18 protein-coding genes are annotated in these 17,493 nt (G+C 69.6%); 13 read left to right on the forward strand and 5 right to left on the reverse strand.

The genetic code is table 11. From position 1 onward, the window contains the following. Positions 1-65: 65 nt before the first annotated feature. On the forward strand, positions 66-770 hold the full coding sequence (locus tag AC1RRS_RS05800; RefSeq protein ID WP_492854300.1) for a glycosyltransferase family protein: 705 nt from the start codon (positions 66-68) through the stop codon (positions 768-770). A 167-nt stretch (positions 771-937) separates the two neighbouring features. Here AC1RRS_RS05800 and AC1RRS_RS05805 read toward each other — a convergent pair whose 3' ends face one another. Together AC1RRS_RS05805 and AC1RRS_RS05810 are read right to left on the reverse strand one after the other, a co-directional pair. Next, positions 938-1,840, reverse strand: coding sequence for a hydroxymethylglutaryl-CoA lyase (locus AC1RRS_RS05805; RefSeq protein ID WP_492854301.1), 903 nt, complete (start codon positions 1,838-1,840; stop codon positions 938-940). Next, entirely contained in the window at positions 1,837-3,552 is a 1,716-nt protein-coding gene (locus AC1RRS_RS05810) for a phospholipid carrier-dependent glycosyltransferase (protein WP_492854302.1), read from the reverse strand. Before AC1RRS_RS05810 ends, AC1RRS_RS05805 begins: the two co-directional genes overlap by 4 nt. A 91-nt stretch (positions 3,553-3,643) precedes the next feature. Between AC1RRS_RS05810 and AC1RRS_RS05815 the strand changes: the two genes are divergently transcribed. From AC1RRS_RS05815 to AC1RRS_RS05845, 7 genes are all read left to right on the forward strand, one after another. Further along, positions 3,644-4,384: a glycosyltransferase family 2 protein gene (locus AC1RRS_RS05815; RefSeq protein ID WP_492854303.1), complete on the forward strand. Its 741-nt coding sequence runs from the start codon at positions 3,644-3,646 to the stop codon at positions 4,382-4,384. A gap of 320 nt (positions 4,385-4,704) precedes the next feature. Continuing rightward, positions 4,705-5,793 (forward strand): hypothetical protein, encoded by a 1,089-nt coding sequence (locus AC1RRS_RS05820; RefSeq protein WP_492854304.1) that lies wholly within the window; start codon positions 4,705-4,707, stop codon positions 5,791-5,793. A 3-nt stretch (positions 5,794-5,796) separates the two neighbouring features. Then, positions 5,797-6,588: a D-alanyl-D-alanine carboxypeptidase family protein gene (locus AC1RRS_RS05825; RefSeq protein ID WP_492854305.1), complete on the forward strand. Its 792-nt coding sequence runs from the start codon at positions 5,797-5,799 to the stop codon at positions 6,586-6,588. A gap of 141 nt (positions 6,589-6,729) precedes the next feature. Continuing rightward, entirely contained in the window at positions 6,730-7,152 is a 423-nt protein-coding gene (locus tag AC1RRS_RS05830) for a hypothetical protein (RefSeq protein ID WP_110120940.1), read from the forward strand. 60 nt (positions 7,153-7,212) lie between these two features. Next, complete coding sequence (locus AC1RRS_RS05835; RefSeq protein ID WP_492854306.1) at positions 7,213-7,869, forward strand: sulfite oxidase-like oxidoreductase; 657 nt, start codon at positions 7,213-7,215, stop codon at positions 7,867-7,869. 77 nt (positions 7,870-7,946) lie between these two features. After that, positions 7,947-9,215: an acetyl-CoA C-acyltransferase gene (locus AC1RRS_RS05840; RefSeq protein ID WP_492854307.1), complete on the forward strand. Its 1,269-nt coding sequence runs from the start codon at positions 7,947-7,949 to the stop codon at positions 9,213-9,215. 390 nt (positions 9,216-9,605) lie between these two features. Then, positions 9,606-9,917, forward strand: coding sequence for a DNA-binding protein (locus AC1RRS_RS05845; RefSeq protein ID WP_492854308.1), 312 nt, complete (start codon positions 9,606-9,608; stop codon positions 9,915-9,917). On the opposite strand, the gene AC1RRS_RS05850 is transcribed toward AC1RRS_RS05845, so the two are convergent. Together AC1RRS_RS05850 and phaR are read right to left on the reverse strand one after the other, a co-directional pair. Further along, positions 9,914-10,243 carry a hypothetical protein gene (locus tag AC1RRS_RS05850; RefSeq protein WP_492854309.1) on the reverse strand — a complete coding sequence of 110 codons (330 nt, stop codon included), beginning with the start codon at positions 10,241-10,243 and terminating at the stop codon, positions 9,914-9,916. The genes AC1RRS_RS05845 and AC1RRS_RS05850 overlap by 4 nt on opposite strands. A 68-nt stretch (positions 10,244-10,311) precedes the next feature. Further along, positions 10,312-10,986: a polyhydroxyalkanoate synthesis repressor PhaR gene (gene phaR, locus AC1RRS_RS05855; protein ID WP_492854310.1), complete on the reverse strand. Its 675-nt coding sequence runs from the start codon at positions 10,984-10,986 to the stop codon at positions 10,312-10,314. A gap of 221 nt (positions 10,987-11,207) precedes the next feature. Between phaR and AC1RRS_RS05860 the strand changes: the two genes are divergently transcribed. The 5 genes from AC1RRS_RS05860 (at position 11,208) to AC1RRS_RS05880 (ending at position 15,568) form a co-directional block, all read left to right on the forward strand. Next, complete coding sequence (locus AC1RRS_RS05860; protein WP_492854311.1) at positions 11,208-12,383, forward strand: acetyl-CoA C-acetyltransferase; 1,176 nt, start codon at positions 11,208-11,210, stop codon at positions 12,381-12,383. Between the two features lie 96 nt (positions 12,384-12,479). Continuing rightward, complete coding sequence (gene phbB / locus AC1RRS_RS05865; protein WP_487290058.1) at positions 12,480-13,202, forward strand: acetoacetyl-CoA reductase; 723 nt, start codon at positions 12,480-12,482, stop codon at positions 13,200-13,202. Between the two features lie 230 nt (positions 13,203-13,432). Continuing rightward, on the forward strand, positions 13,433-14,197 hold the full coding sequence (locus AC1RRS_RS05870) for a DUF4908 domain-containing protein (RefSeq protein ID WP_492854312.1): 765 nt from the start codon (positions 13,433-13,435) through the stop codon (positions 14,195-14,197). Between the two features lie 78 nt (positions 14,198-14,275). Further along, on the forward strand, positions 14,276-14,359 hold the full coding sequence (locus AC1RRS_RS05875; protein WP_101711352.1) for a hypothetical protein: 84 nt from the start codon (positions 14,276-14,278) through the stop codon (positions 14,357-14,359). A 108-nt stretch (positions 14,360-14,467) separates the two neighbouring features. Continuing rightward, on the forward strand, positions 14,468-15,568 hold the full coding sequence (locus AC1RRS_RS05880) for a 3-deoxy-7-phosphoheptulonate synthase (protein ID WP_492854313.1): 1,101 nt from the start codon (positions 14,468-14,470) through the stop codon (positions 15,566-15,568). 426 nt (positions 15,569-15,994) lie between these two features. On the opposite strand, the gene tldD is transcribed toward AC1RRS_RS05880, so the two are convergent. Beyond that, the gene (gene tldD, locus AC1RRS_RS05885; protein WP_492854314.1) at positions 15,995-17,425 is read right to left on the reverse strand and encodes a metalloprotease TldD; all 1,431 of its coding nucleotides are present in this window, start codon (positions 17,423-17,425) and stop codon (positions 15,995-15,997) included. Between the last annotated feature and the right edge of the window lie 68 nt (positions 17,426-17,493).

Below are 17,493 nucleotides of genomic sequence, written 5' to 3' on the forward strand. Positions count from 1 at the left end.
GACCCGACTCGAAGCTCAAGGTTCAAGAAAGAACCGAGAAGACGCCTCGAAGGGAGGCAAAGCCGATGATCCTCGCTGTCCTGCAGGCCCGCATGGGCTCCAGCCGTCTGCCCGGCAAGGCGATGGCCACCCTCCAGGGACAGCCGATGATCCTGCGCCAGCTGGAGCGGATCCGCGAGGCGCGCACCCTTTCCAAGATCATCGTCGCCACCAGCGACCAGGCCGCCGACGACGCGCTGGCCGGCTTCCTGGTGTCGCGCGGCGTCACCGTCTATCGCGGGGCCGGCGCCGACATCCTTGACCGCATCGCCCGCTGCGCCGAGGCCGCCGGCCCGGTCAGCCACATCGTCCGGCTGAAGGGCGACGCGCCCTTCGTCGATCCGGGCCTGATCGACCAGACCGTCCGCCTGGCCCTGAGCACCGGCGCCGACTACGCCTCCAACCGCGTGCACCGCACCTATCCGGCCGGGCTGGAGGTCGAGGTCATCGCCGCCCAGACCCTGCGCACCGCCGCCGCCGAGGAGCGCGACCCGCTGGCCCGCATCTCGCCCACCGCCGCCATCCGCAACCAGCCGGGCCGCTTCCGCCAGGCTCACCTGCGCGCCGTGCGCGACTGGTCGGGATTGGATTGGCGCGTGAAGACCCCGGCGGATCTCGCCTTCGCCCGCTCGATCTACGACGCCCTGCACCCGGTGGATCCGGGCTTCCGCATGGGCGACGTGCTGGATCTGGTCGAGAGCAAGCAGGACCTGGGAAGGTTCGCGGCTTAACGTCCTTCTCCCCTTGCGGGAGAAGGTGTCAGCGAAGCTGACGGATGAGGGGTCTCTCAGACGCAAAACGCCGCGACAGCCGATCGGCCGTCGCGGCGTTTCTGTTGGTGCGACCCCTCACCCGACCTCCCTCCGGGAGGCCACCCTCTCCCGCAAGGGGAGAGGGATCAGGCGGGAAACCCGCCCGCCCTTGCCAGCGACGAGGCCGGAGCCTTGCCCAGGCGTTCGCTGATGTCGCGGCCGATGGCGATCAGGGCGGCGAGGTCGTAGCTGGTCTCGAACCCGGCCCGCTCCAGCATGTAGACCAGATCCTCGGTGCCGATGTTGCCCGTCGCCGCCGGGGCGAAGGGGCAGCCGCCGAGGCCGCCGACCGAGGCGTCGAGCACGTCGATCCCGGCCTCGACGCTGGCGAAGGCGTTGGCGAGACCCGTGTTGCGGGTGTCGTGGAAGTGCATGCGCAGGCGGGCGTCGGGGGCCGCGGCTCGGACGGCCTCGATGCGCCTGCGGACGGTCCAGGGGTCGGCGACGCCGATGGTGTCGGCGATGGCGATCTCGGGCACGTTCATGGCCGCCGCCTCGCGGGCGATGGCGACCACCTGGTCTTCGGAAATCTCGCCGTCGAACGGGCAGCCGAAGGCCACCGAGATGGTGGCGGTGATCGGCGGGCCGCCGTCGATCGCCTGGCGCTCGACGATGGCCGCCAGGGTGTCGAGCTGCTGGTTGACCGTGGCGCCCTGGTTCTTCACGCCGAAGCCGTCGGACGCGCAGACCACGACATTGGCTTCGTCGCAGCCGGTCGAGACGCAGCGCTCCCAGCCGCGCATGTTGAGCACCAGGCCGATGCGCGAGCGCTTGGGATCGGGACCGCCCAGGGCGTCCATAATCTCTTCGGCGCCGGCCATCTGCGGCACGCGGTTGGGATTGACGAACGACACCACCTCGGTGCGGCGGGCGCCGGCGGCTTCGAGGCGGCGGATCAGGTCGAGCTTTTCCTCGACCGACAGTATGGCCTTCTCGTTCTGCAGGCCGTCGCGGGGACCGACCTCGACGATCTCGATGAAGCGGCTCATGGCTGGGCCTCCACTTCGGCGCCGCTCACGGCGTCTTCCGGTGCGTCATGGCGGCGCGGCTCGCCGCGATAGATGCGCAGCACCTCGTCGTCGCCGTCGGAATAGTTCAGGCCCTTGATCTCGCCGGCCGGGCGCGGGGCGTGGCCCATGGCGGCCAGGGCGGCCTTGAACTTCGCATCCTCGCGGCCCTCGACCACGGCCGGACGGCCCTCGTCGACGGCGTCGGCGGCGCCCTCGGCGTCGGTGAGTTCAGTGGTGGTGCCCAGCTGGAAGACCATGCTGGGCTCGGAATAGCCGGTCACCGCCACCGGGCCGGGGGCGCCGGCGCGGGGGGCCAGATCGGCCTTCTCCAGGGCGCGGGCCAGGCGCTGCGACAGCCACAGCGAGTCCAGGCGCGGGGCCAGCAGGCCGGCCATGGCGCCGTGGGCCAGGATGCCCAGGGCCCCGGCGGTGACCAGGGCCAGGGCGGCCTTGCGCTCGCGCAGGATCAGCCAGCCGCCGGCGACGGCGGCCGCGATGAACAGCAGGGCCGAGAGGATGGCCAGCGGCAGGGCCGAGGGCGCGGCGTACTGCTTCCAGGCGACGACGCAGACGGCGGCGAAGGCGAGGCCGGCGATGGCCAGCAGCACCGTGCCGACGATCCGTGAGGGAAGGCCCAGAGGCTTGCGCAGGGCCGCGGCCATCAGCATCGCCAGGGCCCCGAAAGCGGGCAGGGTGTAGTGGGCCAGCTTGGTCGGCAGGATCTCGAACATCAGCCAGGTCGGGATCAGCCAGCAGAGGGCGAAGCGCACGCCCGGTTCCTTGCGGCCGGTCCAGCCCAGGACCAGGGCGGCGGGCAGCAGCAGGGTCACCGGGAACAGCAGCAGCGGCGAGAGCAGGGCGTAGTAGCCGAAAATGCCGCCGTGGCGCTCGTGGCCGCCGGCCAGCTTGGGGGCGAGGTCGCCGCCCACCGCCGCGCCCCAGAAGGCGCCGTCGGTGGCGACGGTGATCATCGTCGCCCAGGGCAGGACGATGGCCGCGAACAGGATCAGGCCCCAGCTCCAGCCCAGCTGCTTGAGCCAGCCGGCCTTCCGGTCCCAGGCCCACAGGGCGAGGATGGCGAGGATGACGACCAGCAGGCCGACCGGACCCTTGATCAGGGCGGCCATGGCCATGCCGATCCAGAAGGCCAGTTTCGGACCCTTGCCGGCCTTCTCGCCGGCGAGGCCCGCGGCGTAGATCCTGGCCAGGCCCGCCATGGCCAATGTCGTAAAGCCGCACAGCGAGGCGTCGGTCTTGGCGATGAAGGCCTCGGTCGACAGCAGGAAGGTCGCGCCAAGGATCGCGCCCGACAGCAGGCTCTCGCGCGGGCCGAAGAAGGCGGCCGCGCCCCAGGCGCAGGCGGCGGCGGCCAGCATGGCGCCCAGCAGCGAGGGGATGCGGTAGGCCCAGATGCCCCGGTCTTCCGGCGCGGAGACGGCCGAGACCGCCGCGGCCTGCAGCCAGTGGATGCCGACCGGCTTCTTGTTGCGGGGCTGATCCTGCAGCCGGATGTTCACATAGTCGCCGGTCTCCAGCATCTGGGCCGTCGCCTGGGTGAAGCGGGACTCGTCGCGGTCGAGCGGCGGCATGGCGAACAGGCCCGGTAGGCCGGCGATCAGGGCCACCAGGGCGGCGAAGACCGGCGCGCGCCAGCCGCGCGACCAGGCGTCGAGGCGGGATTCAAGGCTCATGCTGGCGGTCGGGCTGGGGCTCGTATTGGCGCTCATGAGCGATGGAATAGCACGATCCTTTCCTGGCGCGAGTTTTGCGGTAAAAGCGGCCATGACGTCTTCCAATCCCGCCGCGATCCCCGATTTCTCCGTCGTCGTGCCCGTGTTCGACGAGGGCGGCGCGGCGCCGGCCCTGGCGCGCGAGATCGCGGCCGCCTTCGCTGGCGAGTCCTACGAGATGATCTTCGTCGACGACGCCAGCCGCGACGACACCAAGGCCCTGCTGACCGCCCTGAAGGCCGAGATCCCGCAGCTGCGCGTGCTGGGCCACCGCAAGAACTCCGGCCAGAGCCGGTCGATCCGCAGCGGCATCCTGGCCGCCCGCGCCCCGATCGTGGTCACCATGGACGGCGACGGCCAGAACGACCCGGCCGACGCGCCGCGCCTGGCCAAGGCTTTGCAGACGGCTCCGGCGCAGCTGGCCCTGGTGGGCGGCGAGCGGGTCAAGCGCCAGGACAGCAGCGCCAAGCGCTTCGCCAGCAAGTTCGGCAACGGGGTGCGCAAGCGCCTGCTGAAGGACACCGCCAACGACACCGGCTGCGGCCTGAAGGCCTTCCGCCGCGAGGCCTTCCTGCGCCTGCCCTACTTCGATCACATCCACCGCTACATCCCGGCGCTGATGCTGCGCGAGGGCTACGAGATCGCCTTCCAGCCGGTGAACCACCGTCACCGCGAGACCGGGGTGTCGAAATACACCAACTTCGGCCGCCTGAAGGCCTCGATCAGCGACCTGTTCGGCGTGATGTGGCTGCAGTCGCGGGCCCGCAATCCGCAGGGCGTGGACGAAGCGTAGGGCGGGGCGACGTTCGGGGCCTCGGCCATTTTCCACCGAGTATCCCCGCTAAGGCGAGGATCCAAGCCGAGGCTGAACATGGCCCACGGCCGCGCCTTCTCCCGAAAGTCAGCTTGGGTCCCCGTTTTCCGCGGGGAAATCGGACTTGAAGAACGGCGCAGAGTCGATCCGACCTGAGCGCCGTCGGCCGTCCTTCCGCGCAAATGAATCCAGGGTTGTATTTTTATCAACCTCTCGCTTGACGACTTTCTCACTTGGAGAGAACGTTGTTATCCAAAGCTCGGCCTTGGCTGGGCGCCGGTTCATTCGCGGGGGCGGGCATGAGCGAGGGCGGGGCCGGTACGGCCAGCGAGATCTTTCGGCTGAGGCTGAACAGTCGGCGGGGCTATGTCGGCTGGGGGTTGGGATTGCTGCTCCTAGTGTCGCTGCTGCTCGGCGGGGTCATCACCTTCGTCAAGGGTCGTGACGACAGCGCCATCTGGTTCGTCGGCCTGCTGGTCATCTTCATTACCGCGATGGCGACCACGGCGGTGGTCTTCAAAGGGCTGAGGCTGGGATCGGCCCAGGAGGCTTTCGGCCTACCGTCGGGGTCGATCCGGGCGCTGTTGGCCGTCGGCATCATGGTGCTGTTCGTGGTCTTCGGCCTGAACTACGTCACCTTGAGCCAGAAGCCGGAGGTTCTGTCCTTCCTCACCGAGACCTCCGTCGCGGCGGATCAGGTCCAGGCCGAACGCGCGCGGTATGAGGCCCTGGGCTTCCGGGTGGCGATCAGGGATGTCGGCGCGGCGGCGGTTCCCGCTTCGGCGGGGGTGGCCGCAACGCCCGCCAAGCCCGCCAAGCTGGCGCTCTACAGCACCAATGGTCCGAGCACGGAGTCCCAGGAGTTGGTGCGCCAACTGCTGACCGCCATCATCACCCTTCTGACCACGGTGATCGGCTTCTACTTCGGCTCGCGCACGGCCGTCGAAAGCCGCAAGGAAGAAGGGCCGGGCGCGCCCGCAGCGCCGCCGTCGCCGCTGGTGGTCGAACGCGACGCCCTGGGCAAGGACCTAGAGGCCGTAACCGGCGAGCTCACGCCGCTCGCCCAGCGCCTCCAGCAGGTCGTCCAGGCGCCCGATTTGGCCGATCCGCTCGAGCAGGCCAAGCGCAAGGCCTTGCAGGCGACCGCCGTCGCCGACGGCAAGACCCTGGAGGACCAGTGCGCCGCAGCCGCCAAGGGGCTGGAAGACTACGACAAGGAGGCCGCCGCGCTCGCCGCCGGACCGCAGCCGGACGCTCTGGACGTCCACCGGACGGCGGCCGCCGAGGCGATCAAGGCCGCCCGGAGGGCGATCGAGCAGATCCGCGCCGGCCTCGACGCCTACAAGCGTCAGGTCGAGGCGCTCGAACAGCTGACGGCGGAGGGCTGAGTCATGAGCGTCTATCGCGTCACCGCGCACGCCCTGAACCTGCGGGCCGAACCGGCCAAAAGCGCCACGCGCCTGGCGGTCATGCCGGGGGGAACCTTGGTCGACAGCGAAGGTCCCAGCAGTGATCCTGCCTGGCTTAAGGTGGCCTGGAACGGGCTCGCCGGCTATGCGGCGGGGCTGCACCTGGCGCTCGATCCCGGCCGCGTCAGCGCGCCGACGTCGCCCGCGACCACCTGGCCCTCGACCTTTCCACCCGCGCCGTCGGTCGAGAGCCGCGATCGCCGGGACGACCATCTGCACCCCGCCGTACGGGAAGCGGTTCAAAAGGTCCTGGCGACCCTGAATGGCGAAAACATCCCATTCGCGCTGTTCGAGGGCTATCGCACGCCGGAGCGCCAGGCCTGGCTCTACGCCCGGGGGCGGACCAGTCCCGGGGACAAGGTGACGCGCGCCCAGCCCTGGAGCTCCTATCACCAGTACGGTCTGGCTTGCGACCTGGTGCTGTTCGAGAACGACGCCTGGAGTTGGAACGACAAGGGCGAGCGAGGGGCCTGGTGGGATCGGATGACCGAGGTGGCCAGGGCCTACGGCCTGGAGACCCTGAGCTTCGAGCGACCGCACGTGCAGTGGGCCGGCGTGACCGACCTGGCCAAGGGGCACGGCTTTCCTCCCGACGGCGATGTGAGCTGGTACGAGAACCTAAGCCTGTGCGCCGCGCGCTGGAGTCGGGGCGGACGCTCGCCCGGCGCCCCGCCCCTGACCTTCGCCGAGCGGCCGCCGTTGCCCGAGCCGTAGGGCCCTGGGCGCGACCGGGGTCGGTGGCGGGCTACACCGTGGGCCTTAGGGGCGGGGTCGCTCGCCCGACAGGCGGCCCCGGCTTCACCACGGCCCCGAAACCGGTTAACCCTGAAAGCCGTCTCGGGGGAATTCACCGCAATGTTCGCCGCCTTTCCGCTGCTGGCCCTGCCGGTGCTGATCTACAATCTGCTGGCCCTGACCGTCGGCGGCGGCTTTTCGTCCGACGCGGCCAGCTACCGGTTCGGCGAGCAGCTGTTCCGCATCCACATGGCCTCGCGGGTCGACTGGATCGTCAGCTGGGGCGACCTCTTGCTGGGCGCCTCGCTGGTGGTGCTGTTCGTCGAGCTCCTGAAGTCGACGACCAGCCGCAAGATCGCGATCATCAACCACTCGCTGTCGATGGTGCTGTTCATCGTCTGCCTGGTGCAACTGCTGCTGCTGCCGGCCTTCGCCACCTCGGTGTTCTTCCTGATCACCCTGATGGTGCTGCTGGACGTGCTGGCCGGCTTCATCGTCACCATCGTGGCCGCCCGTCGCGACGTCGATTTCGGCGACCGCTGAGGCGTTTCTTCAAGCCGTGGGCCGGCCGCGCGCGTTAGCCTCCCTGCCCAGGAGGCCCCGATGGACGACGACCAGCCGCCGGAAGACAGCAAGCTCACCCGCAGCAAGGAAGCCTGGGCCAGGGCCGGCAAGTTTCTGACCGGCCACACCGCAAGGCCCGAGGCCGAGCGCCTGCCGCCCGGCCAGCACCTGACGCGCGACTGGCCGGTGCTGGATCTGGGCCTCAAGCCCGACCTGCCGACGGCCGACTGGCGGCTGCGCATCGACGGCCTGGTGGCCCGCCCCGCCACCTGGGACTTCCAGGCCCTGCTGGCCCAGCCGCAGAGCGCGCCGGTGTCGGACATCCACTGCGTCACCACCTGGTCGCGCTACGACAACCACTGGCAGGGCGTGCTGACCCGCGACCTGGCCGAGGCCGTCGCGCCCAGGGACGAGGCGCGTTTCGTGGTGCTGCATTCGTACGACGGCTACACCACCAACCTGACCCTCGACGACTTTCTGCATGACGGCGTGCTGCTGGCCCACGGCTGGGAGGGCGCGCCGATCGCGGCTGAGCATGGCGGGCCGGTGCGGCTGGTGGCGCCGCACCTCTATTTCTGGAAAAGCGCCAAGTGGCTGAAGCGGATCGAGTTCGTCGCCGCCGACAAACCGGGCTTCTGGGAGGAGCGCGGCTATCACAATCGCGGCGATCCCTGGGCCGAGGAACGCTATTCGTGAGGGCGGCGGATTTCGACAAGCGCGGCGGTCCGCGCGCGCCTATCTATCGGTAACAGACCCTCTTACGGACGCCGTTCATGACCGCTTCCAACCTCTGGCTCGCCGCCGGCCTGCGCACCCCCTTCGCCAAGGTGGACGGCGCCCTGGCCGCCCATGACGCCATCGACCTCTCCGTGCCCGTGGTGAAGGCCATGCTGGAGAAGGGCGCTCGACCCGACTTCGCCGTCTGGGGCACGGTGATCCCCAACCTGACCTGGAGCAACATCGCCCGCGAGGTGCTGCTGGACGCCGGGGCCGATCCCACCGTCCCGGCCTTCTCGACCGTCATGGCCTGCTCGACCAGCATGGCCGGCGTGCTCGAGGCGGCCGGCATGATCGACGGGCGCGGCCGGGATCTTGCTTTGGTCGGCGGCGTCGAGGCGATGAGCCGGGTGCAGATCGGGCTGTCGGTGCGGCTGTCGGACTGGATCCGCCGCTTCCAGCAGGCCCGCGACCTGAAGGGACGGCTCAGTGTGCTGTCGGCGTTCAAGGCGGCCGATGCGCGGCTCTATGTGCCCAAGGTGGCCAATCGCACCACGGGCCTGTCCATGGGCGAGCACACCGAGATCACCGCCAAGGAATGGGGTCTGGCCCGCGCCGACCAGGACGCCATCGCCTTCGCCAGCCACCAGAACGCCGTGCGCGCCTGGGAGAGCGGGTTCTTCGACGACCTGGTGATCCCCATCGGCGAGGCCCGGCGCGACACCATTCCGCGCAAGGACAGCACGCTGGAGAAGCTGGCCAAGCTGAAGCCGGCCTTCGACAAGACCAGCGGCCAGGGCACGCTGACGGCCGGCAATTCCTCGCCCCTTACCGATGGCGCGTCCAGCATCTGGGTGGCTTCGGAGGCGGGGCTGGCCCGCCTGCCCGAGCGAACGCCACGGGTGAAGATCCTCGACTACGAGGTCACCGCCATCGACCTGCGCAACGAGGGCCTGCTGATGGCCCCGGCCTACGGCGTGCCGCGCATGCTGGCCCGCAACGGCCTGACGCTGGGCGACATCGGGCTGTGGGAGATCCACGAGGCCTTCGCCGCCCAGGTGCTGTCGCACATCGCCGCCTGGGAGAGCAGAAAGTTCCTGGCCGAGAAGGCCGGCGTCACTGCCGACCTCGGGGCCTTCCCGCGCGAGCGGATGAACCCCACCGGCGGCAGCCTGGCGATCGGCCACCCGTTCGGGGCCACCGGGGCGCGGATCCTGTCCCAGGCGACCAAGGAACTGGCCGCGCGCGGCAAGGGCGAGAAGGCCATCGTCAGCATCTGCGCCGACGGCGGCCAGGGCACGATGATGCTGCTGGAAGCGGCGTAGGCGCTTTCTGTCCGTCTGCACGATTCCCGTGAAACGGTAGCGAAAATCTGCCGATGTGCTGGAGGCTGGACGTAGAACCGGCCCGAGGACTAGGGGCAACCTCGGGCCGGCGGTACGCATGTCGCGTTGTGGGGGGTGAACGCGACGTCCTGAAATTGAACCCGCTCGCCCCTTCAATCAAGCGAATGAACGTCGCTCGGCGCTTTTGTCGCAGGGAAGCGTTGTCAGGAAAACGTTGTCAGGTCAGGGCCGTGAAGATCAGGGTGACGACGGCGACGTCGAAGGCTCGGATCAGGAGGGTCAGCATAGGTCGGCGCGCTCTGCGGAAAGATTCAGGGCTCGACCTAGCAAGACTGGCGCCAAGCCGGCCTTCGGCGCTAACAATTCCACATGACGTTGTTTTTCGACCCTGGGTGGTATGACGCGCGGCTGGCCGAGCGCGGGCTCGATCGCGCCGCCCTGGCCGCGGCGGCGGGTCTGAGCGCCGAGGCGCTGGATCTGGCGTTCAAGGACCAACGCGAGCTGAGCCCGGCCGAAGTGGCGGTTTTCGCCGAAATGCTGGGGGTTTCGCGCGAGGAGGCCGCGCAAAGGGCCGGGATTGGCGCGCATGCGGCGCCGGTCGATCCCGCCGCGCGGCGCATCGCCGAACTGGAGGCGAGGGTGGCGGCGCTGGAAGCCCGGCTGGCCGCCCTGGAGCGCTAGATCTCGGTCTTCTTGATCAGGCCCGCCTTGGGACGGCGGTCGGCCGGGCCGGAATATTCCGTGCCGAGATAGGTCGAACGGGCGTTGTCGAGCACTTCCTGCCCACCGCGCAGCCCGCGCTTCTGGCCGGGCTGACCCATCAGGTGGGCGGCGAAAGTCGCGAAGGCCCCGCGCCGCGGAGGCGGCGGCGGGGCCGGCGTTTCCTCTTCCTCGCGAACATGAGTCACGTCTTCCCCGTCCGCCTCTCGGCGGTCGGAGTCCCGGGGCGCTGGCAGCGCCCGGCGTGCGTTGGCCGCACGTCGGATGGGATCGATCGGACCGTTCATGGTGAGTAACCCTAGCGGCGCGTCCGTTAAGAACGAATGCGCCGGCATGGTTGACGCCCGTTCAGGATTTACGGCTTGGTCGCCAGCTTGGCGATCTGCTCCTGCATCGCTTCCAACTGGCGCTTGAGGTCGGCCAGGCTGTCCTCGCTGGGCGCGGACGGGGCCGGCTGCGGCGCCGGGGCGGGCGAGGCCTCGGCGGCCGCCCCGTCTTCCGGGCGATTGTAGGCGAAGGGCGAGAACATCTTCATGGCCCGGTCGAACAGGGCCATGTTCTGGCGGATCTGTTCCTCGTAGATCGCCATGCCCGGCGCTGCGGCCTTGCCGGCCAGGCCCTGGCCGGTGAACTGCTGGCGCATGCGCTCCTGCTGCTTGGAGAAGCTTTCCAGCGACATCTCCAGGTAGCTGGGCAGGAAGGCCTGCATCGAGTTGCCGTAGAAGCCGATCAGCTGGCGCAGGAACTGGATGGGCAGCAGGTTCTGGCCGCCGCCGCGGTTCTCTTCCTCGAAGATGATCTGGGTCAGGACCGAGCGGGTGATGTCGTCGTTGGACTTGGCGTCATAGACGACGAAGTCGACGCCCTCCTTCACCATGTCCGACAGGTGCTCGAGGGTGACGTAGGAACTGGACGCGGTGTTGTAGAGCCGGCGGTTGGCGTACTTCTTGATGACGACGCGCTGGCCCGACCCTTTTTCAGCTTTGTCAGCGCCGGGGGCGGCTTCGCCTTTTTCGGGGTTCTCGGACATTTCGTTCCCTGGGACAGCGGTGTCGCCCGCCTTTTCGCATCGCACTATCGCCAATGCAAAGGCATGGCGCCAGTCCCGCGAATAGCTGGACTGCGCATCATGACGTGAAAATGTATTCGTGACGAACGCCGTTCGTTTCGGCATGGTGCTGTTGCACTGCAAAAGTGTGGGCGCCGCACCTGCGAAGGCGTCACCGAACAGTCACGGGAAAACGAAAGCCAATGACCGACATCGTCATCGTCTCCGCCGCTCGCACGCCGGTGGGCTCCTTCCTCGGCGCGCTGTCCAGCCTGCCGGCCTCCGAGCTGGGCAAGACCGCCATCGTCGCCGCGGTCGAGCGGGCGGGCCTGACTCCGGCCGACGTCGATGAAGTGATCCTGGGCCAGGTGCTGCAGGCCGGCGCCGGCCAGGGTCCCGCCCGCCAGGCCTCGGTCAAGGCCGGCGTGCCGGTCGAGAGCCCGGCCTGGAGCCTGAACCAGCTGTGCGGGTCTGGCCTGCGCGCGGTGGCCCTGGGCGCCCAGCAGATCCTGTCGGGCGACGCCAAGATCGTGGTGGTCGGCGGCCAGGAGAGCATGAGCCAGGCCCCGCACGCCCAGGCCTTGCGCACCGGCCAGAAGATGGGCGACCTGGGCTTCGTCGACACCATGATCAAGGACGGCCTGTGGGACGCCTTCCACGGCTACCACATGGGCCAGACCGCCGAGAACATCGCCAACCGCTGGCAGATCACCCGCGAGGACCAGGACAAGTTCGCCGTCGCCAGCCAGAACAAGGCCGAGGCGGCCCAGAAGTCCGGCAAGTTCGCCGACGAGATCGTCGGCGTGACCATCAAGGGCCGCAAGGGCGACACCGTCGTCGACCAGGACGAATACATCCGCCACGGCGTGACCCTGGAGAGCATCTCGGGCCTGAAGCCGGCCTTCGCCAAGGACGGCTCGGTCACCGCCGCCAACGCCTCGGGCCTCAATGACGGCGCCGCGGCCCTGGTGCTGACCACGGCCGAGGAAGCCGAAAAGCGGGGCCTCAAGCCCCTGGCTCGGATCGTCTCGTGGGCCAACGCCGGCGTCGATCCGGAGATCATGGGCACCGGCCCGATCCCGGCCAGCAAGAAGGCCCTGGAAAAGGCCGGCTGGACCGTCGCCGACCTCGACCTGATCGAGAGCAACGAAGCCTTCGCCGCCCAGTCGATCTCGGTGGTGCGCGAGCTGGGCCTCGACCCGGCCAAGGTCAATGTCAACGGCGGCGCCATCGCCATCGGCCACCCGATCGGCGCCTCGGGCGCGCGGATCCTCACCACCCTGGTGCACGAGCTGAAGCGCTCGGGCGGCAAGAAGGGCCTGGCGACGCTGTGCGTCGGCGGCGGCATGGGCGTGGCCCTCTGCATCGAGGCCGTCTGACCCCGGAAGAAGTCTTCGTGACAAATCGCGTCCGGGGCTTGCGCTCCGGACGCGATGGCGTGCAACCATGACGTAACGGTAGCGGGAGACTTCTGAATGGCTAGAGTTGCATTCGTGACCGGCGGCACGCGAGGCATCGGTCGGGCGATCTGCGAGCGGCTGGTGGCCGACGGGTTGAAGGTCGCCGCGGGCTATTCCGGTAACGAGGCGGCGGCCGAGGCCTGCGCCAAGGAACTGGGCGTGACGGTGGTCAAGGGCAATGTCGGCTCGTTCGAAGACTGCCAGGCCGCCGTGGCCAAGGTCACCGCCGAACTCGGCCCCATCGACGTGCTGGTCAACAACGCCGGCATCACCCGCGACGGCTTCCTGCACAAGATGACCTACGAGCAGTGGTCGGAAGTGATCCGGGTCAACATGGACTCGGCCTTCAACATGACCCGCCCGGTGATCGAGGGCATGCGCGAGCGCGGCTGGGGCCGGATCGTCAACATCAGCTCGATCAACGGCCAGAAGGGCCAGGTCGGCCAGACCAACTATTCGGCCGCCAAGGCCGGGCTGATCGGCTTCACCAAGGCCCTGGCGCTCGAGAACGCCAAGAAGGGCGTGACCGTCAACGTCATCTGCCCGGGCTATATCGACACCGAGATGGTGGCCGCCGTCCCCGAGACGGTGCTGGCCGGCATCATCGGCGCCATCCCCGTCGGCCGCCTGGGCAAGGGCGAGGAGATCGCCGACATGGTCTCGTTCCTGGCCGGCGAGCGGGCCGGCTTCGTGACCGGCGCCACCCTGTCGTTGAACGGCGGCCAGTACCTCGCCTGACGGTCGTTGCGCCCGGGCCGGAAGGCTTGTGGCTTGACCGCACGGTCCCGGTCGGCGTCTGTAGGCGCCGACCGGGATGTTCAGGGGGCGCGTGGCGATTGCCGGGTGCCAGGGAAGCGTTGCAGAAAAGTCGCATGGCGACGCTTGCCAGGAAGCGCCGCCTCCACGTCCAAGAATCGCCCCAGTCGGGGACCATCACCGTCGCCATGATACGACCGACGGTGGAAACGATGGGGCCGAGAGGCTGCGCGGCCGCGCTGGCGCTCACCCTGATCGGAGCAGGGTTCTGCGCCTCGCCCGCCGCCGCCCAGTCCAAGCACAGCCTGCGCGACGCCCTGTTCGGCGACCGCGCCACGGCGGAAGCCCGCAAGCCGCCGGCGCCGCCGGTGGCCCGCTACGTCTCGGAAGGCGGCGGGGCCTTCGTGCTCGACCGCGCCACGCCGACCGCCCTGCTGAAGTTCGAGAACAGCAGCGAGGTGTGGGTGCTGTCGCCCCACGCCGGGCCGCGCGGCGACGTGATCTACAAGAACGAGCTGGGCGAGCCGGTGCTGCGCGCCACCAAGCTGGGCGGCATGATCCTGTTCACGCCCGACCGCCCGGCCGGCGCCGCCGCGGCCCTGATGGGCCGGGCCACGACCATCCAGCCGCCGGCCTTCATCAAGCCCAGCGCGCTCTTCCTGCGCATGGCCCAGGCCGCCGACCGCGCCAGCCGCGCGGCGCGCCACCAGGTCAGCTTCGAGACCGTGCAGGACGCCCGGCCCGAGACCTCGGTGCTGGTCGCCGAAAGCGCCAATGTCGCGGCCGAGGCCTTCGAGCGTATGGCCCGCAACGGCGACCGCAACCTGCTGAACCGCATCGGCCGCGTGCTGCTGGCCGAGGGCCGCAAGCCCGGCGCGGCGATCAAGGACGACGCCCTGATCATCACCTACGCCTCGGGCAAGGGCCTGGCCGGCCGCCCGTCGTCGGAGCGGATCATCAAGGTGGTGGACCAATAGGCCTCGCCTATCGGAGCGTTTAAGGGGCGCCCAGCCTCGGCTGTGGACTCCCGGAAAACTTGGCTCTAGGGTGCCTGGATGATCCTCGCCGCCAGCCAACAGCTGTTTTGGTATTTTAGCTATCCGACGCCTCTGGCGCCGGGAGGGGATCGTTTGGCCTGAGATCAGGCCGCCAAAAACGCCTTTCACCAGCCGCCAGGGGTCTCCCGGGCGGCTTTTTTAATGGCCGCCGGACCTCCCGAACTTTTCCGAACCTTCAGGAACCGCGCCATGCCTTCTTCTTCCACCGCCGCCAGCCTCGTCTCGCTGCCCGTTCCCACCGACGACCTGCGCATCTCGCGCCTGCAGACCCTCAGCCCGCCCGCCCAGGTGATCGGCGAGGCGCCGGCCTCCTCGTCGACGGCCGAGATCGTCGGCGACGCTCGCCAGGCGGTGCATGATGTGCTGCACGGCCGCGACGACCGCCTGGTGGTGGTGATCGGCCCCTGCTCGATCCACGATCCCAAGGCCGCCCTCGACTACGCCCAGCGCCTGGCGGCCGAGCGCGAGCGTCATGCCGGCGAGCTGGAAGTGATCATGCGGGTCTATTTCGAGAAGCCGCGCACGACGGTCGGCTGGAAGGGCCTGATCAACGATCCCGACCTCGACGGCGGCTTCCGCATCAACGAGGGCCTGCGGCTGGCGCGGCGGGTGCTGCTGGACGTGTCGGCCCAGGGCCTGCCGACCGCCTGCGAGTTCCTGGACGTCACCACCCCGCAGTACATCGCCGACCTGGTGGCCTGGGGCGCGATCGGCGCCCGCACCACCGAAAGCCAGATCCACCGCGAGATGGCGTCTGGCCTGTCGTGCCCGGTCGGCTTCAAGAACGGCACCAACGGCGACGTGAAGGTGGCGATCGACGCGGTGACCGCCGCGGCCCAGCCGCACCATTTCCTGGCCGTGACCAAGGAGGGCCGCGCGGCCATCGCCACCACCACCGGCAACGCCGACAGCCACGTGGTGCTGCGCGGCGGCAAGACGCCCAACTACGACGCCGCCAGCGTCGGGGCGGTGGCTGAAGCCCTGGTCAAGGCCGGCCTGCCGCCCAGGATCATGGTCGACGCCAGCCACGCCAACAGCGGCAAGAACCACGAGAACCAGCCCGCCGTCGTCGCCGACATCGCCGCCCAGGTGGCGACCGGGACCTCGCCGATCATGGGCGTGATGATCGAGAGCAACCTCGTCGCCGGCCGCCAGGACATCGTGCCCGGCAAGCCCCTGACCTACGGCCAGTCGGTCACCGACGCCTGCATCGACTGGGATGCGTCGGTGCGCGTGCTCGAGGAGCTGGCCGCCGCCGTGCGGGCCGGTCGCGCCGCCAAGGCGGGCTGAGGCGCTCGCCGCCAACGAAAAAGGACCCCGGCATGCTCCGCCGGGGTCCTTCGCAGTGGCCGCTTCTGATCCGCTTGGGATTGGGGACCGGTAATCGCGGGCGGCGGCCTCGTTGACGCGCCCAGACTGGGCCGCGCCAGACTGGGCCGCGAGCGAGGCGCGGGTGAAGTTACAAGCGCGACAGGTGGATTAAATCGCCGACAGGGTAGGCTAGGGTCGTCCTTCTCCCCTTGCGGGAGAAGGTGGCGCCCCCGGGTCCGGCGAAGCCGGCCCGAGGGTAAACTCCGGCCGTCGGATGAGGGGTTTCTCAAACTTTCGACGCTGGGGCCGGTCGATCCGCTCGTCGCGGCGGACAGGATTTTCGACCCCTCACCCGACCTCCCTCCGGGAGGCCACCCTCTCCCGCAAGGGGAGAGGGATCAGGTCTCAGAGGCTGGTGCCGCCCACCGTCAGGCCGGTGATCTTCAAGGACGGCTGGCCCACGCCCACGGGCACGCCCTGGCCGGCCTTGCCGCAGACGCCGATGCCGGGATCGAAGTCGAAGTCGTTGCCGATCATGGTCACGCGGGTCAGGGCGCTGGGACCGTCGCCGATCAGGGTCGCGCCCTTGACCGGCGCGGTGATCTTGCCGTCCTCGACGAGGTAGGCCTCGGTGCACTGGAAGACGAACTTGCCGTTGGTGATGTCGACCTGGCCGCCGCCGAAATTGGCGCAGTAGAGACCCTTCTTCATCGAGGCGATCATCTCGGCCGGGTCGTGGTCGCCCGCCAGCATGCCGGTGTTGGTCATGCGCGGCATCGGCATGTGGGCGTAGGACTGGCGGCGGCCGTTGCCGGTGGCGGCCATGCCCATCAGCCGGGCCGACATGCGGTCGTGCATGTAGCCGACTAGGATCCCGTCCTCGATCAGGATGGTGCGCTCGGTCGGCGTGCCCTCGTCGTCGATGGTCAGCGAGCCGCGGCGGCCGGGGATCGAGCCGTCGTCGAAGACGGTGACGCCCTTGGCGGCCACCCGCTCGCCGATGCGGCCCGAGAAGGCGCTGATGCCCTTGCGGTTGAAGTCGCCTTCCAGGCCGTGGCCGACAGCCTCGTGCAGCAGCACGCCGTTCCAGCCGGGGCCGAGCACCACGTCCATCTCGCCGGCCGGGCAGGCGACGGCGTCGAGGTTCACGAGCGCCTGGCGCAGGGCTTCGTCGACCTGGTCCCGCCACTTGTCGGGGCTGATCCAGGCAGCGAAGCCGGCGCGGCCGCCGGCGCCGGACGAGCCGGCCTCGCGCTTGCCGTCCTTCTCGACCGTGACCTGGACGTTGAGGCGCACCAGCGGGCGCACGTCGCGGATCAGCTTGCCGTCGGCGCGCAGGATCTCGACCACGCGGCGCTCGCCGGTCAGGCTGGCCATCACCTGGGCGACGCGGGGATCGCGCTGGCGGGCGAAGGCGTCGATCTCCTGGAGCAGCGACACCTTCTCGGAGAAGGCGGGCGAGGAGACCGGGTCGTCCTCGCCATAGAGCTTTTCGTTGGTCGAGCGTGGACCCTCGGCCGAAATGCCGGCATGGCCGCGCTTGGCGAGGCTGGCCGAGGCCGCGGCCCGGCCGATGGCGGCCTCGGAGATTTCCGAGGCGTGGGCGTAGCCGGCCGTCTCGCCGGCCACCACGCGCAGGCCGAAGCCTTCGCCCGAGTCATAGGAGGCGGTCTTCAGCCGGCCGTCGTCGAAGACGAAGGCCTCGCTCTCGGACCGCTCGAGGAAGAGCTCGCCGTCGTCGGCTCCGGCCAGGGCCTCGCCCAGGATGGCGCGGGCGCGTTGCGGATCGACGCCGGCGGCGTCCAGCAGGGAAGGGGCGGAGAGGGGAGCGGTCATCCGTACAAGTTAGGCGCTCGAAGGCCCCGCGTCATCTCCCTCCGCCCCGCGATCCTGTCGCGGGGCGG

It is taken from the genome of Caulobacter sp. GW821-FHT12A07, assembly GCF_058807655.1.